Origin of the sequence: Spirulina subsalsa PCC 9445, assembly GCF_000314005.1 — a bacterium.
In the GTDB taxonomy this organism is placed as follows: domain Bacteria; phylum Cyanobacteriota; class Cyanobacteriia; order Cyanobacteriales; family Spirulinaceae; genus Spirulina_A; species Spirulina_A subsalsa.
The window spans coordinates 4,871,894-4,897,037 of the sequence record NZ_JH980292.1; the positions used below are offsets into that span (position 1 = coordinate 4,871,894).

The window sequence follows — 25,144 nt, forward strand, 5'->3', positions numbered from 1 at the left end:
GGGGAATAGTGGCTAGTGAATAGCCAAAAACTCTTTTATTTTAGGGAACAGGGAACAGGGAACAGAGGGGGAGAGTTCCCGGACTCCCGACTCCCGACTCCCGATTCCCGACTCCCGACTCCCGATTCCCGACTCCCGACTCCCGACTCCCGACTCCCGACTCCCGACTCCCGACTCCCGACTCCCGATTCCCGACTCCCGACTCCCGACTCCCGACTCCCGACTCCCGATTCCCGACTCCCGATTCCCCAACTCTTGGACTTATTCAGCAAGCCCTATCTAAAGGACTTGCATCACTACAACGGTCATATCATCCCCCCGAGGACTATCCTCCCCGCTAAACTCTTTGACCGCCTTAAACAGTTGATTCAGTAACGCTTGGGGCCGATAACCTTGGCGACAACACCATTCAAAGACCTGAATCAAACCCTCTTCATCAAAGCGATCGCCCTCTTGATTCACCGCATCCGTGAAACCATCGGTATAGTACATAATCGTGTCCCCAGATTCCAGTTGAATTTGTGCGTCCTCATAGTCAGAATTGGGTTCTAAACCAATTAACATTCCTTTGGTGTCTAATTTCAAAATCGACTGACTGGCCGCGTGCCACAACAACGGGGGATTGTGGGCGGCGTTGGTATAGGAAAGAACCCGGGTTTTGGGGTCGTATTCCGAGTAAAACAACGTCAAGAAACGATGAGAATTTTCCAAGTCCACATACATCACCTGATTTAAGTGTTGGACAATGGTAGAGGGAGAGTGACGGTTTAACACCTCCGCCCGCAACATTCCCCGAGTCATGGTCATAATTAGCCCGGCCGGTACCCCTTTCCCCATCACATCCCCAATCACAATACTCCAAGGCACCGAGGCCGCAGGTTGTCGCTCTTGGGGGTCAAATTGTTCGTAACTGGCCGGGATAAAATCATAGTAGTCTCCCCCCACCCGGTTAGCGGTCTTACAACTGGCCGCTAACTCCACCCCCTCAACAATGGGGCATTTACTGGGCAAGAGATGATCTTGAATTTCGGCGGCGATTTCTAATTCTCGGTCGAGACGTTCTTTTTTGCGGAGTTCGTTGGTCAGTTCATGATTCGCAATGGCAACGGCCGTCTGGTCTGCCACTAACTGGACTAATTTTTTCCGCGTCGTCGTCCAGATATACTCCTCATCTCGACTAAAGACATACAAACGTCCCCGCTCTTCATTTTTAATCAGGATGGGGGTACCAAATAACTGTATATCATCTTCTAGGGAGGCTTTTAACTGTTCATCTAAAAGGGAAGGATTGAAGTGAATGGCTTTTAAATCAGGGGTTTTGAGGCTGCCGGATGAATAACTGGCAATCACCGGGGCTTGACTCCCCTCAGCGGCCATTTGCTTGGTGACAGACTCTAACACCTGTCGGATATCCTGACAAGCGTGACCTTCTTGACAGTGTAACTGTTCTAGGCGCGCTTGGCCATTGGGTTTTAATAACACGAGGGCTCCGCCATCAGAATCAGTGACGCGGGCGGCCATAAGCGGCACAATTTCTAAAAACTGATTGAGATTGTTAAAACTGCGCAGGGCGAAGCCCAAGGAACTCAGGAGATTTTGAATTCGGTTTTGTTCCCGATGGAGACGGGAGACTAATTCCTTGAGGGCGGAAACGGGGGTCTTGTCAGCTTCTGTCTTGGCGGCAGAAGTTGTATCTGAGGAGGTGGAGGACTGGGGAGGAGGAAGGGGGGCTGCGGTCATGGGATCAGGCGTTGGCAAGATAAAATCAACAGAGCAAATATGGTGCGTTGGCGTAGCCTTCCCTAGGAAAGGAAAACCCGACCTAGGAATCACCTGAATGAAGATGATGGCACAAGACACCCAACTGAGTAGATAACGCTAAAACGTTCGAGAGCTAAGTAATATTCGGTTCAACTCAACGGGGTTCAGTCCGCAAAACGGCCATTGAAGCAGTGGTCTTTATTCCCAAGGCCATTTTAGCCCTGCCAAGGGAATGGTTTCTGTTTAAACCCTGTTAGCCCTTAGAAAATTCTTGATCCGTGGGTCAATGATAGAGCTAACGGTCTAACACTTGATAAATCCAGATTTGACCTATCAATTGAGCTAGATCGTTACTCAGGTTAGGAAGTTGTCCCATCATCCTTAACTGATTTAAATTCATTTGTCAAGCATTTGGATCTTTTGAGTCGGGGAGGATCGTTAATCAACGACGGATTCCTGATAATTGTTCACTGTTTGAGGGCTTGTTGTTGGAGAATTAATAAGTCTTGAATCCCGGTTTGTGCCATTTCAATGATTTGATTGAGTTGATCTCGGGTGAAACTCCCGGATTCTGCGGTGCCTTGTATTTCAATCAGGTCTAAGTTCCCGGTCATGACGATATTAAAATCTAAATCGGCGGTGACATCTTCGACATAATTAAGATCGAGGAAAATCTCTCCCTCAATGAGTCCTACGGAAACGGCGGCGACGGGGTAGCGAATGGGCGATCGCAGAATTTCCCCGCGCTCCATGAGTTTCTCAATGGCTAAGGCTAGGGCGACATAACTTCCGGTGATGGCTGTGGTTCTCGTCCCAGCATCGGCTTGAAGAACATCTGCATCTACGGTAATGGTGCGCTCCCCTAATAATTCTAAATCGAGGGCAGCGCGTAAACTGCGACCAATCAGACGCTGAATTTCTTGGGTGCGTCCTGATAATTTCAGGTATTCCCGGGCTTGGCGTTGGGGGGTGGCCCCCGGTAACATTCGGTATTCAGCCGTTAACCAGCCCTGATTACTGCCGAGGAGAAAGTTGGGAACACCAGGAGCAATGCTAATGGTACATAATACCTTTGTCTCTCCCGCATGGGCTAGAACAGAAGCCGTCGCAAAGCGGGTAAAATCACATTCAAAGCGAATGGGACGGAGTTGATGGGGAAGCCGACCATCGGGACGTTGCCAAGGCATAAATTTTGGGGATAATGAGGGCAGTTTCCCAATAGGATAAATTCCTTTGCTAACCTTTGGTTAACAGTTCAAGTTTTTGCAAGATTTCTTGGGTCACTTCCTCGACTGATTTTTCTGCATTGAGGATTAAGAGTTTTTGCCGACGACCATAGTATTCCAAGATGGGGATCGTCCGTTGATGGAATAAGCTAATCCGTTTATTGAGGATTTCTGGGCTATCGTCAGCGCGGGATCTGGCTAAAGAACGCTCTCGCATGGCTGTTTCATCGATTTTTAAATAAATCGCAGAATCGAGAAACTGTCCAAAGTCATCAAGGACAAAATCTAATTCTTCGGCTTGAAAAGCGGTGCGGGGATAACCTTCTAAAATCCAGCCTTTATGTTCTGTTCCTAAATCGGGCTGAAGGAAGCGCAGACGCATTAACTGAATCATTAATGGATCGGGAACTAATTCCCCTCGTTCCACATAGGGCTGGGCTTTCACCCCTAAAAAGGTTTGAGATGCGATCGCCTGTCGTAACACATCCCCCACCGAAATCCCTGCCAGTTGCAAGTGTTGACTCAAGTTGCGTAATTGAGTCCCCTTTCCCGATCCTGGGCCACCTAATAGAATTAATCTCATCGCCTTTTACTCCCTTCGTCGCTCAATCATCAGTAACCAATCCCGAGATATAGCCAGTCCCAATGAGACGTGAACTCTAGGGTTATTGTCCTATTTTGATGGCAGGCGAGCCTTTTTAGCACGACTCAGATAGGTTGGCTATAATTCCACTGTAAACGTTCACGAACCGTTCTTTTGCAAAGGTTTGATGAGGAATTGTGCAGGACAATCAAGTTTTGTGTGGGCTGTGGGGTGTGGGATAATTAGCTAAACCTGATTAACCCCCAATCCTCCGATTCTCCCATGATTCACACCCTACTGCGCCCCGTCTTGATCACCCTCCTAACCTTGTGTCTGTGGTTGAGTAACTTCGGCCTCCTTGTCCCCACATCAGCCGCTATGGCTGCCCAAATTGACTCCCAATTTGAAAGCAAAGTGCTAGAGGTCATCCGCCAAAACCCCGAAGTGATCATTGAATCCCTCCAAGTCTATCAAGCGCGGCAACAGGCTATTCAACAGCAACAACAGCAGGCGGTTTTAGACGGCATGAAAGCCAATCCTAGCGGAATTATTGGCTCATCACCGACCCGTGGGGCGGCGGAACAAGATGTCGTGATGGTGATGTTCTCTGACTTTCAATGTCCTTTTTGTGCAGAAGCTCATAAAACTCTAAAATCTTTTATCCGACAACATCAAGATCGGGTGACGTTTGTTTATAAACACCTCCCGCTTACCCAAATTCATGATCAAGCTTATCCGGCGGCTTTAGCGGCTTGGGCAGCCCATCAACAGGGGAAATTCTGGGACTATCATGATGCCCTGTTTGAACAACAAGATCAACTGGGAGAAGCGTTGTATATCAAGATAGCCCGTCGTTTGGGTTTAAATCTAGAACAGTTTAATGGCGATCGCAACAGTGAAGCCGCCGAACGTGCCATTGCAGAAGATGTCCAACTCGCCCAAAGTTTAGGACTACGCGGCACCCCCTTCTTTGCCATCAACGGAGAACCCATCCCCGGAGCCGTTTCCCTACAAGATTTTGAAGCTGTCCTAGCCCGAGTGCTAAATTGATCTAAATCTAGGAATCCGGCAAAAACAACCGATAGATATTCCCAAAACCCGGCGCTGTATGCCTATCAGCCTTGAGTAATTCACCCGGAATTCAAACGAGGTTTACTGTGAACATCAATTACATTCTCAGTCAATATATTGAGGAAGCAATGTCTCAAGCGACTTACGATAAACTCGAAGATGGTACGTTTGTCGCTCGTATTCCATCATGCAAAGGAGTGATCGCATTTGCCGCAACATTGCGGGAGTGTGATCAGCAATTGCGCTCCATCTTAGAAGACTGGATTTTAGTTGGGGTGAACTACCCCACCCTGCCTAGGCGCGAGGATGGAGCTTCCTGATTCAATGGGAAGTGCTTTCTATACCGAAATATAGCGAGTCTTATCTTCCCTCCCCAGGCAGAAGTCCTAGTTCCTAAGACCCAAATTTTCTCTTGCAACACAGCCCTTTTTAGCTTGGTTTTCGCTTTGGGAGTTAGTGGTCAAGTCCATCCCCTCCCTGCAAGCGAGGAAGGGGAATTCCGCAACATTTTTGTTAAAACTCGGCCACACTTTACCAATCATCAACAACATCGATCTAAATAGGGTCTGCTGAATAACACGCCTATGCTAGGCTCAACAAGGCAACAGGGAACTCTTAACAGGGAACAAATCACAGGACTATATTAAGTTGGGAGAACTGCCCACTCGCAAGCTAAAAAAAGATCATGAACAGAATTTCCGCGCTGGGTTTAGATGTTGGTAAACGGCGCATTGGTGTTGCTGGATGTGATGGACTGGGGTTAATTGCCACCGGACTAGAAACCATCGAACGGCGGAGTTTTACCGAAGATGTGGCGCGCTTTCAAGCCATTGTGCAAGAACGTCAAGTTCAGGTGTTAGTGGTGGGTTTGCCCTATAACAAAGAGGGAAACATCGGCTTTCAGGCCAAGCAAGTCCAAAAATATGCTCGGCGCTTAGGAGACGCTTTACAACTGCCCCTAGAGTTTGTGGATGAGCGTTTAACGTCCTATGAGGCAAAGGAAATGATGAAAGCCCAAAATCTCTCCCCCAGATATCACAAGGGCTTAGTAGACCGCAAAGCGGCGGCAATTATTCTCCAACAGTGGTTAGATTGTCGCCGCTAGTGGGGGGGTTTTCCCTCACGGCCGCCAAGGATACTGGCGAAAATCGGGGGGACGTTTTTCTAAAAAGGCCTGCTTGCCTTCGCTGCCTTCTTCGGTCATGTAATACAAAAGCGTGGCGTTGCCTGCTAACTCCTGTAATCCGGCCTGACCATCACAATCGGCATTAAAGGCGGCTTTGAGGCAACGAATGGCGATGGGGCTTTTCGTTAGGATTTCCTGCGCCCACTGGACTCCTTCTGCTTCCAGTTGCTCGACGGGGACAACAGTATTCACTAAGCCCATGTCTAGGGCTTGTTGGGCGTTGTACTGACGACAGAGAAACCAGATTTCTCGGGCTTTTTTCTGCCCCACAATGCGGGCTAAGTAGGACGCGCCAAATCCCCCGTCAAAACTGCCGACTTTGGGGCCGGTTTGCCCAAAAATGGCGTTATCGGCGGCAATGGTTAAATCACAGAGCAGGTGTAAAACATGACCCCCCCCAATGGCATAGCCTGCAACGAGGGCGATGACGACTTTCGGTAGGGAGCGAATTAAACGTTGTAGGTCAAGGACGTTTAGGCGGGGAACGCCTTGATCGTCAATATATCCGGCTTCTCCTCGGATGCTTTGATCTCCCCCGGAACAAAAGGCATATTTGCCATCGGTATGGGGGCCGGCTCCGGTCAATAAGACAACACCGATTTCGGGATCTTCACGGACATCACAAAACGCATCATAAAGCTCAAAAACCGTCTTGGGTCGGAACGCATTGCGTTTGTGGGGACGATTAATTGTAATTTTGGCGATGCCGTCGGTTTTGTGATACAAGATGTCGCTGTAATTTTTGGCAACTTGCCAGTCTATTTGCATCGATCGATCACTCAAGTTTTTTCGGGACAATGTTACTATACCAGTCCGATTTGAGTTATGGCTCAATGGACAAGGTTTTGGGCTATTGAACTGGGGGAAGAGAGGCCGGATCTGGCTGGGATGTGTATTTTTTTGTTTTTAAATATTAAGAAAAAATGAAGATTTGTCTAAAATAATTTAGGACTGGCTCAATTTTAGTCGCAGGATTAGCCAAGTGGCTAGAATTCTTGTTATAGTACTATGGGATCAATTAATTCTAGCTATTTTTGCAAACTCACACATTTTTAAAATAATCTTAATATTTTGCAAAAGTGGCGACTATCCTATTAGAAATCCGGGCAAAAACAGGGTGTATCCAGTTTTTGAACGGGGATAAACACGGCATTTTATAAACAAGTTTTGAGGTAGCGTTATGACGGGTGGTGTTATGACTCAGGTAGAAACAATCCGGTGTCCGAACTGTGGGAAGCCCGCAGAACGGCATTATTTGCTCAGACCGGATTTGGGGCAAGCTCAATTAGTGCAAACTCAATGTGGAGCTTGTGATTATTTATTGATCAGTTGTTCGGAAACGGGGCGGGTGTTAGAAGCCTATGCGCCGGGGATTGCTGCACATAATATCTAACTGTCTTTTGTCAAACTGAGGTCAAACAACGAAAACCCGTAGGCTGTGATGGCGTAACTTCGTGGAATTATCCGATAGTGACAGAAGAGAGCTAAGTCAACTGCCCCATCCCCTTGTGGATGGGGTTTTCCGGGTCATCTTGATAAATCCCCTGCTGTTGATTAACCTTTGCATCAAAATCCCGAGATTTGCCAGAGATTTAAGATAGAAGTCATGATCGGTAAGGGGGGCTAAGGTTACTATGGGAAGGCTCATCACGCTCAAACTGGATGGAAACCTAGAAGAACAGGGGTTTCGGGTCACGTTGGAGGTGGGGGAGGAACAACAGCGCCCTCAAGTGGAACGGGTGGGGTTTTTGCCGGGGGATTCTCAGTTAGCCCAATTAATTGACCAGCATTGGCTGGAAAAATATCGTCCTTTGGGGGCACCCTATGGGCGGAAATTGAAGGCTAAAACTATTGATTATGGGGGGTCAATTCAGGAGAAACGGGTAGCTTGTCAGGAGTCGGGGCAGAGTTTGCGCGATCGCCTCAATCAGTGGTTACAATCCCCCTCCTTTCTGCCGATCAGCCAAGAATTATTAGTGGCCTTCCGACAAGATCAACCCCTCCGTTTCCTCCTACGCACAGACGATCCGCACCTGCAAAAACTCCCCTGGCACCTCTGGCAGGTTTTAGCCCAATACTGCCCCACAGAACCCCTCTTTAGCCCCCTCAGTCTCACCTCCAGTCCACCGAGTCCCCCTCAACCCCGTTCTAAGCTGAAAATCCTCGTCATCTTAGGCCATCGGGAAGGGATTAATACCGACATCGACTATGACATTATCCAGAGTTTACCTAATGTAGATCCCCTGTTCTTAGTTGAACCCCGACGCAGTGCCATTAATGACCAACTCTGGGAACAGTCCTGGGATATTATCTTTTTTGCTGGACACAGTGAAACCGAGCGAGACACCGGAACCGGGAAAATTTATATTAACCCCCGTGAAAGTTTAACCATTGATGAGTTATGGTACGGCTTGAAAACTGCCGTTAATCAAGGGTTACAGTTAGCCATTTTTAACTCCTGTGATGGGTTAGGATTAGCCCGTCGTCTCAATGATCTATCTATCCCCCAAATGGTGGTCATGCGGGAGTTAGTACCGGATCAAGTCGCCCATGAATTCCTGAAATATTTCTTGGCCGCTTTTTCCGAGGGCAGACGCTTTGAACAAGCGGTACAAGTGGCCAGAGAGCGCCTACAGGGGTTAGAAAGCGAGTTTCCCTGTGCCAGTTGGTTGCCGATTGTCTATCAAAATCCCGGGGTAGATTCCCTAACGTGGGATAAACTCCTACGCACTCCCAGCGTCTCGAAACCCCCCCTTTGGAGATGGCAGTGGGTGGGGGTGAGTCTCCTTTGTACGGCCTTGGTGATGGGGGTGCGAGCTACTGGGGTATTGCAAGGATGGGAATGGGCGGCCTATGATCATCTATTGGTACAGCGCCCGGTGGAAGCGGGGGATTCCCGTTTATTGTTGGTGGGAGTGACGGAGGGGGATTTGAACCAATATGGGAATCCTTTACCGGATGATATTTTAAGCCAAGTTTTGAGTAAACTTAGCGCCCATCAACCGCGAGTGATGGGTTTAAATATTTACCGGGATCAACCTGTTGCTACTGGATACGAGGCACTGGTGACAGAGTTTAAACAACAGGATAACTTAATTACGAGTTGTGCTTTGGGGGATGAATACGGAAACGAGGCGATCGCACCCCCTCCCCACAGTCCTCCCAAACAAGTGGGGTACAATGACCTTGAATGGGATGGTAAACACAATGTAATCCGCCGGATTTTATTAGAGCGCAGCGCCCCCATCATCGCAGATTATTCCCCCTGTTCCAGTAACTTTTCCTTTGCGTTTCAAATCGTCCAAGAATACCTAACTCCACAAAACCTAGAGTTTTCCCTCAACTCCGAAAACCATTGGCAAGTAGGTAATCTTGTTTTACAACCGTTAGGTTCTCATAGCGGAGGATACCAAAATCATGACCCTCAAGGCTATCAATTGCTCATCAACTATCGAGCTACCCCCGAACTGGCTCAATCCATCTCAGTACAACAGCTTTTAGCAGGATCTTTTCAACCGGACTGGATCAGAGATCGTATTGTTTTAATTGGTGTCATTGCGTCTAGTAGTCGAGATGAAAATCAAACACCCTACGGCAATATGCGGAGTTTACATATACAAGCTCATCTTGTTAGTTCCCTCATTAGTGCAGTCCTAGATAAACGTCCTCTGTTGTGGGCTTTACCCTTCTGGGGGGATGTCATTTGGGTTGGATTTTGGTCAATTTTAGGCACAGGTTTAATGGTTTATAAAAAACATTACAAAATGTCTCAATTTGCTTATGGATTAACCCTCAGTTTAACCCTAGGGGTTATCTATGGTCTTTCTTGGGGAATCCTAGTAATAGGGGGAGGATGGTTGCCCTTGATTCCCGCTATTCTAGGTTATTTAACCAGTGGAATGATTATCGCCTTGCTTCCCTTCCCACAATTTGAAAAATAGGAAAAACTATCATGAAATTACTCAAACTTTCCCTAGTTTTGGTCTTACTGTCTTTTCTTTCGGACTCTGCTCTGAATGCCCAAATACTATACAGTCAAAACTCGTCTTCTTCTTCCTCATCTAATCGAGGAACCCCCCCAACAAGAAGAGGCCCTGGTGGTACTCGTCCCCCCGGTTCTCCCCTAGGAGACTGTCCCACTACCGAGCATGAAATTAGCGTAATTGCTCCACCCAACTTTCACGGAATTACTACAGTAGAACATCCGATTTTATGGGTTTATATTCCTTACACCCGCGACCAAATTCATGAGATTAACTTTCGCGTAGAAAATCGAGATCCTAATCCTCAAAATCGCAAAACAATTTACAGAAATACTATTACTTCTCTCGAACAATCTGGCATTATTGGCATTCCGTTATACCCTGAAACACCTTTTTTAAACAATCAAGTCTATGAGTGGGTTTTTGTCTTAAATTGTAGCGAAAAAAGACGCGGAATCCCCCATGATATCCGCTTAAATTCGTTGATAACAAAAATGCCAGTGACGGAGCCAAATACTGATTATTTTTCCTATGATATTGTCACCAACACAGTACAGGCAATTCTAGAGAATAACGGTACATTTGCCGATGATCCCACATGGCAAGCTCTGCTGAAAGAATTAGAATTAGAACACTTAATTGGAGAAAATGTCATCCTATTGTCCCCAGAATAACCCGTTATTCGTTCGTAGGTTGGGTGAAGCGTCAGCGCAACCCAACAATTAACTGTAGGTTAGGTAAAGCACCAGTGCAACCCAACAATTAACTGTAGGTTGGGTAAAGTATCAGCGCAACCCAACAATTGACAGTTTTTCTGTTTAACCCCAATTATGCTTTCTGACACACCCCACGGATAATTCAAACCACTTTAATCTTAATACCAGTTTCCCACTAAAATATAAGCAGCCCAATGAACAGGCGAATCATATTGCGCATGATTAATTAATTTTTGTTGGGCTAAATATAGAGCTTCGGCTTTAGTAATCTCAGGATTTTGTAACTGTCGATAAAATTCAGTCATTAACTCCCGAGTTGAAGCATCATTGACTTGCCACAAACTGGCTAAGGTTGTTTTTGCACCAGAACGCACGGCAATTCCCGCTAATCCCAGCGTCGCTCGATTGTCGCCAGTAGCGGTTTGACAGGCGCTCAGGGTGAGGATTTCTAACGGAGTGAGTCGCCGTTCAAAATTTGTTCTAATTAACGCTTGAAGGGTGTTTATTCTTAACAGTTCCTCATAGGTCATCACATAAGTATTTTCTAGGTTCGAGCTAAATTTTCCATGACTGGCAATATGAATGGCCGAAAACGATTCAGTCTCTAATACCTGTTGTAAAGCCTGCTTAGAAAATTCTGCGTTTAATAAGGTCTTAGCGGGAAAAATTGCCGCAATTTCTTCTAGTTCTTGCTCGACATTCTCCAAGACCCAAAATCGTTGATCTTCAATCCTTCTTTCCTCACTGACTCCTAACAACAAAACATTAAGCTTAGTTGTTGCAGCGCGCTGTAAGTCGAAAACATTAAGATTCGGTAAAATTGACAGACTATAAGGTTTTTGTCCTAAATACTCTTGGTGGTTAGTATCCCACAGTGCCGACATTGGTATATTTCTTAATGCCCCATCTAAAATGAAGACTAAATGTTTGAGATTGGGCTGTTTGTTTAATTCAGTTTCCCAAGGTCTAATTAGGGTTTCATAAAGATTAGTGCCTAAATCTATGATATCACTTACAGCCTCGTTTTTAATAAATAAATCTTGAAAATATAATGCTTTATCCTCAATCTCCTCTCGACTTTTATCAACCCAATAGGCTTTAAAGGGTTGCTGGGGAAACTTGACAATAATCACCATTTTATGCTTAAATAAAATGGGGTAGATTAGAGCCGTTTGGTCATCTAGATGATTCAAATTTTGTGTAATGGGAACTAGGGGCAAAATTCGGCATCTGAGAAAATTCTCTAATTCCACTAATTGCAATTGATCAATGGTTTCGAGGGCTTCTTTGATGTTTTCCTCCCCCGGATTGTCCTCCAGCAAAAGTTCTGCTAATCGGCGATAAATTGGCTCAATATTATCCCGAAAATCAAACTGAATATTAGGGTCAACGGGTAATAAAGTAGAACGGACTTGATCCAGTGTTTTCAGGGCGATTTTGTAGAGGGCGATCGCACGTTCGGGATGATCCTGTCGTTCCGCTAACCGCCCCAGTTGCCATTCCCAGCGATACCGCAAGTCGAGCGCCTGCCGATCTTCAGCAATCCTTAAAGCCTGTTGGGTCAAACGTTCCGCCTCACTATACTGTTGATTCCGTTCGTACAATTCCCCCAACTGTCCCAGCGCCGCCGACTCCAGCCGCAAATCCCCTAACTCCCGCGCCCTTTGTACCCCTTGCGCCAATTGCTGACCAATGATGACCCCTGTAGGAGTAGACTGGACAGGGGGAATAGCCCGACATCCTGGCACCCCCGACACCCGGTTTAACTCCTCCTGTAAACAGATTAAACTCTGGGCAAAATTTAACTGGGTTTCTAGACTGAAATGATTCGGGGGGAGTTGTGCCAATAAAGGAGCGAGGGAGGCTTGAATTTGTGCCGCTTCTGTCCACTGTTCGGCTGCAATTTGTAGACTTAACTGATTGAGTTGAGCTTGCACTTGTTCGAGGGGAGTTGTTGCCCGTTGAAACGCCTCCTGATAGGCATTGAGAGCCGATTCAACCTCCGCCTTTTCTTCCAAGGCGATCGCACGTTCCCACAAAACCCGTCTTGTATTCCCCAACTCCAACCAATTCCCGCTACTTCTCCCTTGTTCTAAAATCGCTTCAGACTGCCCCAACTCCCCCACCTGTCGCCACACCCGCCCCAAACTTTGCCGCCCCTGCTCCTTTAAATCCCCCTCCGGTAAGCCATCTAACACCCCCTCCACCCGCTTTAAAACCGCTTTCGCTTCCAAGGGAAACCCCAAAAACAGCAACCCTTGAGATTGATTGATTAAACTGCCTATCACCCCCTCCGAGTCTTCCACCCTTTCATAGGCCACCGTCGCCCTTTGCCACGCTCCTAGGGCTTGCTGAGGCCATCCGGTGAGCCAATAGAAGCGCCCCTGAGTATTGAACAACTTCGCCTCAACTGCCAGATTTTCTACAGTTTGTCCCTCCCCCGGCAAACGGCGAAACCCCTCCCTCAGTGCCTCTTCCGCCTCCTGCCACTGTCCCAACTCCTGATAGCCTAAAGACAGGTAATGATAAATCAGCGCTTGAGTGTTGCGAGTCTCTTGGGGGAGAGCTTGCCGCCATAATGTAATCGCCTCTGCTGGGTTTTGGGGATAGGCGATTAATCCCTGTTCAATCAGGGCAAAACTCCCCCCTTGAGCCATAGTGAGAGAGGGAGTCAGGCAACAGAGACAGAGAGAAAGAAGCGCCACAACGAAAAACCGAAAATTCAATTCTTACTCCTATTTTTTGCGAGTTCTTCAACAAGCCCCACCTAACTATATCTGAGCTTGCCGAGTCTGGTTCTCTGGGGAGGCAATCAGCGAAGAACCTGAGAACCGAGAATCCGCCGCTACATCCTACAAGCCCTTAGCGGCGGATAGTCGCTCCCGGCTACTGTAGAATGAATAGAAAATCCCCCAACCCAATACAACCCCCAAAAAAAGCATGGAACGCGGTTATTCCGAAATTGATTTAGCTGAGTATATAGATCATTCTGTACTACAACCCACAGCCACCCTAGAAGCGGTACAACAGGCCTGTGGGGAAGCGGTTCGCTATGATTTCCCGGCCGTCTGTGTTTATCCTTGGGCGGTGCGCACAGCGCGGGAAGCCCTACAAGGAAAAGCTCCTCAAGTTTGTGCGGTGATTGGCTTTCCCTCGGGAGCCACGACGAGAGCCACTAAAGTCTATGAAGCCCTCGAAGCGGTGGAAAATGGGGCGCGGGAATTGGATGTGGTGATTAATTTGGGCTGGTTAAAAGGGGGGGATACGGAACGCATTTATCAGGAAATGGCGGAAATTTGCGAGGAAAGTGGACAAACGGTTAAGGCGATTTTAGAAATGGCGGTGTTGACGGAGGGGGAAAAACGCCTTGCGGCGGAGGTTTGTTTAGAAGCGGGGGTGTCTTTCCTTAAAACCAGTACGGGCTGGTTTGGGGGGGCAACGGTGGCCGATGTGCGCTTGCTCAAGGAAATCAGCCGAGGACAGGTGGGGATTAAGGCATCGGGGGGGATTCGCACTCCTGGGCAGGCTCTAGAATTGATTCAGGCGGGGGCGACGCGCTTGGGAACCTCTCGGGGGGTGGACTTGCTGCGCCAACGGGAAGCGATCGCCTTTGAGGAGTGAGAATGAGTCGAACTTATAAGGCAACAGGCATTAATTTGAAGAGTTTGCCCTTGGGAGAATCCGATCGCCTCGTCACCATCCTAACCGCCGAATATGGGTTAGTGCAAGCGGTCGCCCCCGGATCGCGCAAACCCAAGTCCTCCCTACGGGGCAGGATTGAACCCTTTGTTGTCAATGAATTACTTTTGGTCAAAGGGCGATCGCTCGATAAAATCATCCAAGCCGAAACCCTCGAATCCTACCCCCGTCTTTGCCAAGATTTAGGCAAACTCGCCACCAGTCAATACTGGGCCGAAATGGTTCTAGCCGTTGGCCTGAGTGACCAACCCCAGGCCGAACTCTTGGAACTGCTCAAATTGCACCTGCAACGCCTCGATCAACTCCCCCATGATGTCCCCTCCCATAGCAGTGATTTCGCCGCCGTCTCCCTCCTCTGCTCCCTCACTCAGGGCGTTTTTCACCTGCTCACCCTAGCGGGTCTTGCCCCCCAAGTTCATGTACAACTCACCCCCGGCGAACGAGTGGGCTTTAGCTTTGAAGTGGGCGGCGTGGTTCCCCTCTCGGGCCCCCCACACCCCGCCTCCACCCATTGCCCGGAATACGACCTAATCACCCCGCCCCCCATGAACACCTTCCTCGGCGCCCAAGAACTCACCCTCCTCCAACACCTCGCCCAGATTGAACCCTGCAATCCCCACACCCTCAACGCCCTCAACAAAGCCCTCTGGCTCAAAATTGAGCAAACCTTGCGGAACTATACCCAATATCATTTAGGCAAGCCCATTCAATCGGCCGCATTAGTTGATACCTTATTCATAGTAGATTTTTAAAATTTCTTAGATTTTCTTAATTTCCTTTAATCCTTAAATCGCCATTATTTCATTTAGTAAAAGAGACAATCCCTTAGTGATGCAGTTGTTTGAACCTGAACAAGAAAAACGCCAATACCCCCCTTTTCCAACCCCGACCCCAGAAGCGTCCAACCCGCACCATCAGCCCCAGTCCGAGAGCCTCTCACCTGCCTTTAAGCGGGGATTTGGTCCAGTCTTAGAGAACCCCCGGTTTCTCGTCCTCTGGTTGGGTCAAGTCTTCTCCCAACTGGCCGATAAAATCTATCTGGTGCTAATGATTGCCCTGATTGCCAGTCGTTTCCAAGCACCAGACCAGCCCATTAGTGGCTGGGTGTCTGCCATTATGATCGCCTTCACCATTCCCGCCGTCCTTTTTGGCTCCCTTGCGGGGGTTTTTGTGGATCGGTGGCCCAAAAAAGATGTACTGGTTTTAAGCAATCTCCTACGGGGGGGAGCCGTTTTAGCCCTGCCCCCCCTCCTGTGGCTCTCCCGAGATTGGGGCTGGTTGTGGGGGGTTCCCGTGGGCTTTCTCCTGCTCCTTGTCGTCACCTTCTTTGTGTCCACCCTAACCCAATTTTTCGCCCCCGCCGAACAGGCCGCCCTGCCCCTGATTGTCAAACGACAAAGCCTCCTCCCGGCTAACTCCCTTTACACCACCACCATGATGGCGCTGTTAATCATTGGTTTTGCTGTCGGGGAACCGTTACTGGCGGCGATGGATCATCTGGGGACTCAGTTGGGCTGGTCTTTTGGCAAAGAATTATTAGTGGGGGGGGCCTATGCGATCGCCGGAATGATCCTGCTGTTACTCAAAACCGGAGAAAAGCGAGCCGCCCTAGAAATCCAACGCCCCCACGTCTTCCAAGACATTTGGGAGGGGATTCAGTACCTGCAAGCTCATCATCGCGTGCGCAATGCCCTCATCCAGTTAGTGATTCTCTTCTCCGTCTTTGCCGCCCTCGCCGTCCTGGCCGTCCCCCTCGCCGCCTCCATCCCCAGCCTCAAAGCCGAACAATTCGGCTTTCTCCTCGCCTCCGCCGGACTGGGAATGGGTCTAGGTGCCGCCTTCTTAGGCCACTGGGGGCAAGGATTCCGTAACGCTCAACTGAGTCTCTGGGGATCCGCTGGAATGGCACTCTCCCTCGTCGGCCTTTCCCTCTTCACCCATAACCTTGTTCTTGCCCTGCTCATGACCGGGTTTTTAGGCGTTTTCGCCGCCCTGATTGGCGTTCCCATGCAGACCACCATCCAAGCGGAAACCCCCGAAGAAATGCGCGGGAAAGTCTTTGGGCTCCAAAATAACGCCATTAACATCGCCCTCTCCCTCCCCCTCGCCCTGGCTGGAGTCGCGGAGTCCTTCTGGGGCTTACAAACCGTTTTATGGGTGTTAGCGGCCTTTGTCGTCTTGGGAGGGATCTTAACCTGGTATATTGCCCAAAAAGGGGCAATTGTACCGATATCTGGGAAATAATTGTATGATGTGAACGATCATCTCCGTCCGATTGTTTCCCCCATCAGTTGTTACTCCCTTATTTGTGAATGCACCATCACCATATCGCTTGGCTGGGGAAAAAATCCCCGTTTTGTGGCAACGTCACCTATGGTCGAGAAATCAGTAACGCCCTCCTAGAACGCGACCATCGGGTGAGTTTCCTCCACTTTGCCCAAGAGGAATCCCTCTCCGACAGTTGGGCGCATCATTCCGAGGTCGTGCTACCCTTCCTGTATAAATCCCAGATTTACACCATCCCTACCCTGAAGTCGAGTAAAGTATTAATGCGATCGCTCGCCGACCTCAAACCTGACCTCGTTCACGCCTCCCTCACCCTATCCCCCCTCGATTTCCGCCTACCGGAAATTTGCGCCGAATTAAACCTACCTCTGATTGCCACCTTTCACCCCCCCTTCGACAGCAAACTGCGCAATCTCAAATCTAGCGCCCAGTTTCTCACCTATCAGCTATACGCCCCCTGTTTAGCCAACTACGACCGGGTGATTGTCTTTTCCCAAGTCCAGAAAGACCTCCTCGTGCGTTTAGGAGTCCCTGACCCCAAAGTAGTCATCATCCCCAATGGTGTAGACGTGCAGAAATACTCCCCCGGCCCCTCCCGTTTTAAAACCCGACTAGGGGCCAAACGGTTATTTGTCTACATGGGACGCATCTCCACCGAGAAAAATGTAGAGGCCATGCTCAAAGCGTGGAAACTGGCGAATATGGGGCCGGATTGTAAATTAGTCATCGTGGGAGATGGCCCCCTCAGCACTGTGTTAAAACCCTTCTACACCCCAGAGGACGGCATTCTCTGGTATGGATTCGTTGCCGACGAGCAACAGCGCATTGAGATTTTACGCGCTGCCGATGCCTTTATTTTGCCCTCCTTAGTGGAAGGTTTATCCCTTTCCCTTCTAGAAGCGATGGCCTGCGGAGTGGCCTGCATTGCCACCGATGCCGGGGCCGATGCCGAAGTAATTGAAGACGGGGCCGGGGTCGTTATGAGTACCCAGGGCGTCACCACTCAGTTAAAAACCCTCCTCCCCCTCTTCCGGGACCAACCGGAATTAAGCGCATTACTGGGTCAAAAAGGCCGCAAACGGGTTTTAGAACGCTACACCCTCAGCCGCAATATTACCCAGTTAGAGCAACTCTATCAGGAGGTGTTAACGGAAACTCAGACCTTGACTTATACTCGCTGGGCTTAGTTTGCCAATGGTTTTAGACGAGGCCAGTTTAGCATTACTCCAAACCGCCCTTAAACGCTTAAATAAGGGCTTTAACACCCTGCCTGATGTAGAACATGATCTTGACCTAGAAGCCGTCGAGAATGTGCTGCTAGAGGTGGCTGGACGAATGCAGGATAACTACCCCTATCCTCATCCATTGTATGCGGGACAAATGTTAAAACCTCCCGCCCCTATAGCGCGTCTGGCCTATATGTTGTCTCTTTGGATTAACCCCAATAATCACGCGCTGGATGGGGGGAAAGCGAGTTCCGCCCTAGAGAAAGAGGCTGTAGCAGACTTGGCGAAAATGTTCGGTTGGGAGCGCCATTTAGGCCATTTATGCAGTGGGGGAACGGTGGCTAATTTAGAGGCTTTATGGGTCGCGAAAAACCTACATCCGAGTCAGAAAATTGTCGCATCTAACCAAGCCCATTATACTCATTCTCGCCTTTGTAGGGTTTTGGGGATTCCCTTTTTAGCCGTTCCCTGTAATTCTCGCGCTCAGATGGATGTAGGAGAGCTAAAACAGCTTTTGGAAACCGAAGAAATTGGGACGGTTGTTATTACTATGGGAACAACGGCTACGGGGTCGGTGGATCCATTAGCGGAAATTTTAGAGCTACAAAAAATCTACGGGTTTCGTCTTCATGCAGATGCTGCCTATGGGGGGTATTTTCGCTTAGTTGAAGATTTAGCCCCAGAGACGAAACAAGCCTTTGCGTGTCTTAATCAAGTGGATTCCATTGTCATTGACCCCCATAAGCACGGACTACAGCCCTATGGGTGCGGTTGTGTGTTGTTTCAAGATCCAACGGTGGGGCGTTTTTATCACCATGATTCCCCCTATACTTATTTTAGTTCAGATGAGTTACATTTAGGAGAAATTAGCCTCGAATGTTCTAGACCGGGATCGTCTGCGGTGGCACTGTGGGCGACTCAGAGGTTATTTCCCCTAGTTCCGGGGGGGGAGTTTGCGCGAGGTTTAAATCAGTCTTGTCAAGCGGCTAAGATTTTGTTTAATAAGCTGCAACAGGACTCTCGCTTTAGAGTTGTTTTTTCACCGGAGTTAGATATTGTCGTTTGGGCAGTTTATGGGGGAACGGCGGGTCAGTCTTCTCGGTTAGCGCAAGAGATTTTTAAGGCCGCTGCACGGGAAAATCTACACCTCGCTTTAGCTAATTTACCTAGATATTTATTGGAGTCGCAGGGAGTGGTGATGGAGTGGGATCAAGACTCTATCACTTGTTTACGATCTTGTTTAATGAAACCGGAACATTTGGCTTGGATTGAGCCGATTTGGGCAATTTTAGATCGGGTGACGGATGCTGTTTTAAAGGATGAAGGGGGAAGTTAGGGGAACAGGGAACGGGAAATAGAAGAAATTCAGGCTTTTGATTCACTAACTTTCTTTGGTGTCTTCGATTGGTTCTTAAGTCTGTTGAATTGGGTCTGAGATTTTGTGATAAATCTTAACGGTTACGGCTCGGAGTTGATGTTCCTGAAAGACCAACATAGCAAGGCAAATTGAGCAAAGGCTACAGGCTAGATTAAGAAATGTTATGGCATTGAGCAACGATGGAGCCGGCTTCGTTAATTGGAAAGGATTTAAGATAAAATTAAGGAATAAGGCCTATGGATGAATCTCTCTGAGCGAGGAAAAATCTTTGCTTGAAAATCAGGGAGATAAAAGACCTCAATATTGGCTTCAGGATTCTTTTTTACCTATAACTGGGTAAGTCTTGGGGCATTTTTTGGGTTGCGTTGTCGCTATCCCTAATTGAAAAATTGGGTGAATCTGGGGGTATTTGTTGGGTTGTGCTGTCACGATGCTTAACCTAAAAACTAGGTGCGTCTTGGGGGGATTCGGACATTAGGGAACATTGAAAAACGAGAACGATTAACTATTAATTATTTCTTCTGCACTTTTTGGTCATTTCTTAGGGTAATATGACGAACTTGACGAAAACATCCTCTGTGAACCCCCCCACTCTTAAGGGGTATACTATCCTTGAGTTATTATATTTAGGTTCTCGGACGGCTGTTTATCGGGGGGTGGAGGATGAGTCGCAGACTCCGGTAGTGATTAAGGTGTTGCGACGGGAATATCCGAGTTTTGGGGAGTTGGTACAGTTACGGAATCAATATGCGATCGCCCAAAATCTCCCGATTGCTGGTATTGTTCAACCCCTGCGCTTAGAATCCCTCGGAAATGGCTATGCTTTGGTGATGGAAGATGTGGGGGGAATCGCTTTAGGGGATTACTGTCAGCAAAAACGGTTAGGGGTGAGTGAGGTGTTAGACATTGCCATTCAAGTGGCCGAAATTCTCCATCATCTTCATCAACACCGCATTATTCATAAAGATATTAAACCCGCAAATCTGTTAATTCATCCTGAATCAAAAGAAATTAAATTAATTGATTTTAGTATTGCGTCTTTGTTGCCGAAAGAAACCCAAGAAATTCAAAGTCCCAATATTTTAGAAGGAACGTTAGCGTATATTGCACCGGAACAAACGGGACGCATGAATCGGGGAATTGATTATCGCACGGATTTTTATGGGTTGGGAGTAACTCTGTATGAATTACTGACGGGGAGGCTTCCCTTTACGGCTACCGATCCCCTAGAGTTAATTCACTACCATATTGCACAGCGGCCAACCCCAATCGAGGAGCTAAATCCGGCGGTTCCCTTGATGGTGGGTGCGATCGCCGCTAAACTGATGGCCAAGAATGCCGAAGATCGCTATCAAAGTGCCTTGGGGTTGAAATATGACCTTGAAGCGTGTTTAACCCAGTGGCAAACCTGCGGGGAAATTCAGGAGTTTTCCCTCGGCACTCGGGATTTAAGCGATCGCTTTCTCATCCCCGAAAAGCTCTATGGACGACAGGCAGAGGTTCAGACCCTTTTAGAAGCGTTTGATCGAGTCGCTCAAGGCACTGTAGAACTCATGCTTGTAGCAGGCTTTTCCGGTATTGGCAAAACGGCTGTTATCAATGAAGTTCATAAGCCCATTGTACGCCAACGGGGGTATTTTATCAAGGGTAAATTTGACCAATTTAATCGTCAGATTCCCCTCTCTGCTTTCATTCAAGCATTACAGGATTTAATGGGACAATTACTCTCTGAATCCGACAGTCAATTAGAGCAATGGAAAACTAAAATATTGTCAGCCTTGGGGGACAATGGACAGGTTTTGATTGAAGTTTTACCCGAATTAGAACAAGTCATTGGTTCACAGCCTGAAGTAACAGAACTTTCAGGAACGGCCGCTCAAAATCGCTTTAATTTACTCTTTCAACAGTTCATTTCTGTTTTTACCACCTCAGAACATCCCCTCGTTTTATTCTTAGATGATTTACAATGGGCAGATCCAGCCTCTTTACAACTGATTAAGCTCCTAATGAATGAACAGGGGTATTTACTCTTATTAGGTGCATATCGGGACAATGAGGTATTCCCGAGTCATCCTTTTATCGTAACCGTAGAAGAACTGAAAAAAGCCCAGAAAATCATACACACTTTAACCTTAGCACCCTTGAAATTTGAGAACGTCAATAATCTCGTCGCGGATACCCTTCACTGTTCCCAAGATTTAGCCAAACCCCTGACCGAATTAATTAACCAAAAAACCCGAGGTAATCCCTTTTTTACCACCCAATTTATCAAAGCTCTCCACGAAGATCACTATATTTCCTTTAACTACGACCAACGTTATTGGCAATGTGATCTAGAACAAGTCCACACCTTATCTTTAACCAATAATGTCGTTGAGTTCATGGCGCTACAGTTGCAAAAACTACCTGAAACCAGCCAAGAAATTCTGAAACTTGCCGCTTGTGTCGGCAATCAATTTGATTTAAATACCTTGGCGATTGTATCTCAAAAAACGCCCCATGAGGTAGCACTTGCGCTGTGGCAAGTTTTGCGGGAAGGATTTGTTATTCCCACCAGTCGCATCTATAAGTTCTTTCAAGGAGAACAGGATAAACAGATAGATTCTGGGGAATCAGTCAATCCCACCTATCGCTTTTTACATGATCGAGTTCAACAAGCCGCTTATTCTTTAATTCCTCGGGATCACAAACAAGTGACTCACCTTAAAATTGGGGAACTGCTACAAGAGAATTTAACCGAAATTGAACGAGACGAAAAGCTATTTGATATTGTGGGTCATTTAAATCTGGGTCAGGATTTAATAGAAGACTCAGACGGACGGGAAAAATTAGCTCGTTTTAATTTAGAAGCAGCCCAAAAAGCCCGCACATCAACCGCTTACAGCGCCGCTCTAGAGTTTGTCCAAATGGGGTTAAATTTATTAGATGAGCAAAGTTGGGAAACTCAATATGATTTAACCTTAAACCTCCATATTGTGGGGGCAGAAATTGCCTACTTAAATGGAAATTTAATCCAAATGGAGACGAGAATTGAAGCGGTTTTACACTCGACTCCAACCATATTAGATCGGGTGAAAGTTTATGAGATTAAGATTAATGCTCTCACCGCTCAAACTCGGATGTTAGATGCTGTTGACGTGGGTCGAAATGCCCTCGCACAATTAGGGATTGATTTACCCGAAGAACCAGATGAGACTAAAATTAAGCAAGCTCTTCAGAGATTAGGCACGAAATTAGAAGGTCAAAAAATTGAGGATTTGGCGCATCTTCCCGCCATGACAGATCCTCAAATGAGTGCCGTAATGAAAGTATTAGGAATGTTGTTTGCGCCTATTTTTCAAGGGGCGACTCATTTAATGCCTTTACTGACTTGTGAAATGGTGAGTCTTTCCCTAGAATTTGGCAATGCTCCGGCCTCCATTATTGGTTATGTGGCTCATGGGATGATGCTTTGTGCCTTTTTGGGAGACGTGGAGTTAGGCTACCGTTTTGGTCGCTTGGCTATGAGTTTGTTAGATAAACCCGAAAACCAGCCCTTTAAGTCTTGTATTTTGCTGTTATTTGGCAACTTTATTCATCATCATAAAGAGTCACTACCGGAAACCTTTCCTGTATTTAAGGAGGGAATGTTAGCGGGGATAGAAGTGGGAGATTTTGTCTATTATGGGTATAATGTCACGGTCAACTTTTCCCATCATTTCTTTGCGGGAATGCCCCTTAATGATTGGCAAGGAGAAATGGAGGAATATTGTACCTTTTTGGAGAAAATTAAACAGTATTCTGGTTTAAACTATGTTAGAATGGAACAGGAAGTCATCCAGAATTTACTCAAGTTTAGTTCAACTCCAGAGGTCTTACAAGGAAATGCCTATGATGAGGGGGTGATGTTAGAAAAACATCATCAAGAGCAGGAATTAACACCCATCGGTTTTCTCTATGTTTATAAGTTGCTTTTAGCCTATTTATTTGGACGCTATGACCAAGCGTTAGGGATTGTTGAGACGGTACAACCCTATATTATTGCTGTGACGGGAATGTTCCAAACTCCGGTTTTTCATTTCTATGCAGGCTTGACTTATTTACAACAGTATGCAAGGCAAGAGGAAGGCGAACAACAAGGGATTTTAGAGCAAGTCCAGCACCATCAACAAATATTAACCCGGTGGGCTTATTTTGCGCCGATGAATCATCAGCATAAGGTGGAGTTACTGGAGGCGGAAAAATGCCGGGTTTTGGGCAATAAAGCGGGGGCGATTGAGGGGTATGATCGGGCGATCGCACAAGCTCAAACTAATGGCTACCTGCACGAGGCCGCACTAGGCAATGAACTAGCGGCGGAATTTTATCTCGATTGGGGGAAAGAGGCGATCGCTCAAACCTACCTGACCCAAGCCTACTATAGTTATGTTCACTGGGGAGCAACGGCTAAAGTCGAACAGTTAGAGCAATGTTACCCCAGTTTGTTAGCCCCCATCTTACAAACCGTTCAGAGTCCCCTCTCAGCCACCGAAACCGTCTTTAGTACGACTCCTTTCTCTCACTTACCCACCCTAGGAGAACAGACTTCCACCTCCACCAGTATGGCTCAAACCCTTGATCTGACAACGGTTTTAAAGGCCTCTCAAACCCTATCCAGTGAGATTGAATTAGAGCAACTCCTCAGTACCCTTCTTCAAACGGTGCTAGAAAACGCGGGAGCCGATAAAGGGGTGTTATTAATGCCCCATGAGTCGAAATGGTATGTTGAAGGGGTGGCTCAATTGGGAGAATCTGCACGGGTGACACCTGTTCCCTTCGCTCAGAGTGTAGATGTTCCCCATCGTTTAATCCATAGTATTAAACGCAGTCTACAACCGACGGTGATTATGGATGCCACGGCTGACCCCAGTTTAGCGACCGATGCCTATATTCTCCAACAGCAGCCGAAGAGTGTGTTATGTACTCCCATTTTGCATCAAGGGAAACTGGTGGCCATCTTGTACTTAGAGAATCGTCTCACCGTTGGGGTCTTTACAGGCGATCGCGTGGAACTTCTGCGTTTCCTGTGTACCCAAGCCGCCATTAGCTTAGAAAACGCTCGTCTCTATCAACAAGCACAACAGGCCTTAAAAGACTTACAAGAGGCACAATTACAGATGGTGCAAAGTGAGAAAATGTCTGCACTAGGAAATTTAGTCGCTGGGATTGCCCACGAAATCAACAATCCTCTGGGGTTTATCTTAGGGAATGTCAAAGAAGCGATCGCCAACTTTACCGACATTAGCGACTATTTGCGACTCTATCAAGAAAAATACCCCCCAGAGGACGAGGCCATTAAAGCCAAGGGGGAAGAGGTAGAAATTGACTATTTACTGGAGGATTTCCCCAATTTATTGGCTTCAATGGTGACCGGGTGCGATCGCATACAAGAAATCAGCACCAGTTTACGCATTTTCTCCCGCGCTGATCATCAGAAAAAAATTCCCTTTAATCTCCATGACGGCCTCAATAGTACCCTCCTCATCCTCAAACATCGCCTCAAAGCCAACGCCTCTCGCCCCGCCATTGAAGTGATCCAAAACTACGGTCAAATCCCCCCCATTCGCTGTTTTCCCGGGGAATTAAACCAAGTGTTTATGAACATCTTAGCCAACGCCATTGATGCCCTAGAAGAAAATAGCCACAACAAAACCTTTGCCCAAATGGTCGCCCATCCCAATCAAATCATCATTCACACCACCCAACTAAACCACACCGTAAAGATTGCCATAGCCGACAATGGTCAAGGCATTGACGAAAGCGTAAAACCCCAAATCTTTAACCATTTATTCACCACCAAAGCCGTCGGCAAAGGAACAGGTTTAGGTTTAGCCATTGCCCGTCAAATTGTAGTAGAAAAACATCAAGGAGAGATCACCGTTAACTCCCAACCCGGTAAAGGAACAGAGTTTATCATTACCTTACCTTTTGATCCTGAACCGAAATAGGAAATAGGGGGAATAATAATTGATCAAAACTAGGGAACAGGTAATACTAATTGACTCCCTAAT

Annotated in this window: 18 protein-coding genes; 12 read left to right on the forward strand and 6 right to left on the reverse strand. The window is 47.4% G+C overall.

Features of this window, described 5'->3' with window-relative positions; translation table 11 throughout:
- Positions 1-35: 35 nt before the first annotated feature.
- From SPI9445_RS0122220 to SPI9445_RS0122240, 4 genes are all read right to left on the reverse strand, one after another.
- On the reverse strand, positions 36-272 hold the full coding sequence (locus SPI9445_RS0122220; protein WP_164674577.1) for a hypothetical protein: 237 nt from the start codon (positions 270-272) through the stop codon (positions 36-38).
- Between the two features lie 7 nt (positions 273-279).
- Positions 280-1,740 (reverse strand): PP2C family protein-serine/threonine phosphatase, encoded by a 1,461-nt coding sequence (locus tag SPI9445_RS0122225; protein WP_017306998.1) that lies wholly within the window; start codon positions 1,738-1,740, stop codon positions 280-282.
- 488 nt (positions 1,741-2,228) lie between these two features.
- Entirely contained in the window at positions 2,229-2,948 is a 720-nt protein-coding gene (gene rph, locus SPI9445_RS0122235; protein ID WP_017307000.1) for a ribonuclease PH, read from the reverse strand.
- A 49-nt stretch (positions 2,949-2,997) separates the two neighbouring features.
- Entirely contained in the window at positions 2,998-3,570 is a 573-nt protein-coding gene (locus tag SPI9445_RS0122240) for an adenylate kinase family protein (RefSeq protein ID WP_017307001.1), read from the reverse strand.
- A 282-nt stretch (positions 3,571-3,852) separates the two neighbouring features.
- Between SPI9445_RS0122240 and SPI9445_RS0122245 the strand changes: the two genes are divergently transcribed.
- From SPI9445_RS0122245 to ruvX, 3 genes are all read left to right on the forward strand, one after another.
- Positions 3,853-4,620: a DsbA family protein gene (locus tag SPI9445_RS0122245; RefSeq protein ID WP_017307002.1), complete on the forward strand. Its 768-nt coding sequence runs from the start codon at positions 3,853-3,855 to the stop codon at positions 4,618-4,620.
- 107 nt (positions 4,621-4,727) lie between these two features.
- A complete protein-coding gene (locus SPI9445_RS26625) occupies positions 4,728-4,961 on the forward strand; it encodes a type II toxin-antitoxin system HicB family antitoxin (RefSeq protein ID WP_052646649.1) in 234 nt (77 codons plus the stop codon).
- A gap of 365 nt (positions 4,962-5,326) precedes the next feature.
- Positions 5,327-5,746 (forward strand): Holliday junction resolvase RuvX, encoded by a 420-nt coding sequence (ruvX, locus tag SPI9445_RS0122260; protein WP_017307005.1) that lies wholly within the window; start codon positions 5,327-5,329, stop codon positions 5,744-5,746.
- A 15-nt stretch (positions 5,747-5,761) separates the two neighbouring features.
- Here the strand turns inward: ruvX and menB are convergent, their stop codons facing one another.
- Positions 5,762-6,595, reverse strand: coding sequence for a 1,4-dihydroxy-2-naphthoyl-CoA synthase (menB, locus tag SPI9445_RS0122265; RefSeq protein WP_017307006.1), 834 nt, complete (start codon positions 6,593-6,595; stop codon positions 5,762-5,764).
- Between the two features lie 427 nt (positions 6,596-7,022).
- Between menB and SPI9445_RS0122275 the strand changes: the two genes are divergently transcribed.
- The 3 genes from SPI9445_RS0122275 (at position 7,023) to SPI9445_RS0122285 (ending at position 10,484) form a co-directional block, all read left to right on the forward strand.
- A complete protein-coding gene (locus SPI9445_RS0122275; protein ID WP_017307008.1) occupies positions 7,023-7,220 on the forward strand; it encodes a hypothetical protein in 198 nt (65 codons plus the stop codon).
- Positions 7,221-7,461: 241 nt separating this feature from the next.
- The gene (locus SPI9445_RS0122280; protein WP_017307009.1) at positions 7,462-9,768 is read left to right on the forward strand and encodes a CHASE2 domain-containing protein; all 2,307 of its coding nucleotides are present in this window, start codon (positions 7,462-7,464) and stop codon (positions 9,766-9,768) included.
- An 11-nt stretch (positions 9,769-9,779) separates the two neighbouring features.
- Positions 9,780-10,484, forward strand: a complete 705-nt coding sequence (locus SPI9445_RS0122285) for a DUF928 domain-containing protein (protein WP_017307010.1) — start codon at positions 9,780-9,782, stop codon at positions 10,482-10,484.
- Between the two features lie 200 nt (positions 10,485-10,684).
- Here the strand turns inward: SPI9445_RS0122285 and SPI9445_RS26630 are convergent, their stop codons facing one another.
- Positions 10,685-13,231, reverse strand: coding sequence for a CHAT domain-containing protein (locus SPI9445_RS26630; RefSeq protein WP_237747999.1), 2,547 nt, complete (start codon positions 13,229-13,231; stop codon positions 10,685-10,687).
- 235 nt (positions 13,232-13,466) lie between these two features.
- Between SPI9445_RS26630 and deoC the strand changes: the two genes are divergently transcribed.
- The 6 genes from deoC (at position 13,467) to SPI9445_RS0122320 (ending at position 25,081) form a co-directional block, all read left to right on the forward strand.
- Complete coding sequence (deoC, locus tag SPI9445_RS0122295; RefSeq protein WP_017307012.1) at positions 13,467-14,147, forward strand: deoxyribose-phosphate aldolase; 681 nt, start codon at positions 13,467-13,469, stop codon at positions 14,145-14,147.
- Positions 14,148-14,149: 2 nt separating this feature from the next.
- Positions 14,150-14,977 (forward strand): DNA repair protein RecO, encoded by an 828-nt coding sequence (recO, locus tag SPI9445_RS0122300; RefSeq protein ID WP_017307013.1) that lies wholly within the window; start codon positions 14,150-14,152, stop codon positions 14,975-14,977.
- Positions 14,978-15,056: 79 nt separating this feature from the next.
- A complete protein-coding gene (locus SPI9445_RS0122305) occupies positions 15,057-16,469 on the forward strand; it encodes an MFS transporter (RefSeq protein WP_017307014.1) in 1,413 nt (470 codons plus the stop codon).
- Between the two features lie 68 nt (positions 16,470-16,537).
- Positions 16,538-17,698: a glycosyltransferase family 4 protein gene (locus tag SPI9445_RS0122310; protein ID WP_017307015.1), complete on the forward strand. Its 1,161-nt coding sequence runs from the start codon at positions 16,538-16,540 to the stop codon at positions 17,696-17,698.
- A 7-nt stretch (positions 17,699-17,705) separates the two neighbouring features.
- A complete protein-coding gene (locus tag SPI9445_RS0122315) occupies positions 17,706-19,073 on the forward strand; it encodes a pyridoxal phosphate-dependent decarboxylase family protein (protein ID WP_017307016.1) in 1,368 nt (455 codons plus the stop codon).
- Between the two features lie 593 nt (positions 19,074-19,666).
- Positions 19,667-25,081: a trifunctional serine/threonine-protein kinase/ATP-binding protein/sensor histidine kinase gene (locus tag SPI9445_RS0122320; RefSeq protein WP_017307017.1), complete on the forward strand. Its 5,415-nt coding sequence runs from the start codon at positions 19,667-19,669 to the stop codon at positions 25,079-25,081.
- Positions 25,082-25,144 lie beyond the last annotated feature (63 nt).

Excerpts from the sequence above, each read along its gene's own strand:
- SPI9445_RS0122320 (WP_017307017.1), top strand. The coding sequence starts at position 19,667 with ATGACGAACTTGACGAAAACATCCTCTGTGAACCCCCCCACTCTTAAG.
- SPI9445_RS0122315 (WP_017307016.1), top strand. The coding sequence starts at position 17,706 with ATGGTTTTAGACGAGGCCAGTTTAGCATTACTCCAAACCGCCCTTAAA.
- rph (WP_017307000.1), bottom strand. The coding sequence starts at position 2,948 with ATGCCTTGGCAACGTCCCGATGGTCGGCTTCCCCATCAACTCCGTCCC.
- SPI9445_RS0122305 (WP_017307014.1), top strand. The coding sequence starts at position 15,057 with ATGCAGTTGTTTGAACCTGAACAAGAAAAACGCCAATACCCCCCTTTT.
- SPI9445_RS0122275 (WP_017307008.1), top strand. The coding sequence starts at position 7,023 with ATGACTCAGGTAGAAACAATCCGGTGTCCGAACTGTGGGAAGCCCGCA.
- deoC (WP_017307012.1), top strand. The coding sequence starts at position 13,467 with ATGGAACGCGGTTATTCCGAAATTGATTTAGCTGAGTATATAGATCAT.
- recO (WP_017307013.1), top strand. The coding sequence starts at position 14,150 with ATGAGTCGAACTTATAAGGCAACAGGCATTAATTTGAAGAGTTTGCCC.
- SPI9445_RS0122285 (WP_017307010.1), top strand. The coding sequence starts at position 9,780 with ATGAAATTACTCAAACTTTCCCTAGTTTTGGTCTTACTGTCTTTTCTT.
- SPI9445_RS0122310 (WP_017307015.1), top strand. The coding sequence starts at position 16,538 with ATGCACCATCACCATATCGCTTGGCTGGGGAAAAAATCCCCGTTTTGT.
- SPI9445_RS0122280 (WP_017307009.1), top strand. The coding sequence starts at position 7,462 with ATGGGAAGGCTCATCACGCTCAAACTGGATGGAAACCTAGAAGAACAG.
- SPI9445_RS0122245 (WP_017307002.1), top strand. The coding sequence starts at position 3,853 with ATGATTCACACCCTACTGCGCCCCGTCTTGATCACCCTCCTAACCTTG.
- SPI9445_RS0122240 (WP_017307001.1), bottom strand. The coding sequence starts at position 3,570 with ATGAGATTAATTCTATTAGGTGGCCCAGGATCGGGAAAGGGGACTCAA.
- menB (WP_017307006.1), bottom strand. The coding sequence starts at position 6,595 with ATGCAAATAGACTGGCAAGTTGCCAAAAATTACAGCGACATCTTGTAT.
- SPI9445_RS0122225 (WP_017306998.1), bottom strand. The coding sequence starts at position 1,740 with ATGACCGCAGCCCCCCTTCCTCCTCCCCAGTCCTCCACCTCCTCAGAT.
- ruvX (WP_017307005.1), top strand. The coding sequence starts at position 5,327 with ATGAACAGAATTTCCGCGCTGGGTTTAGATGTTGGTAAACGGCGCATT.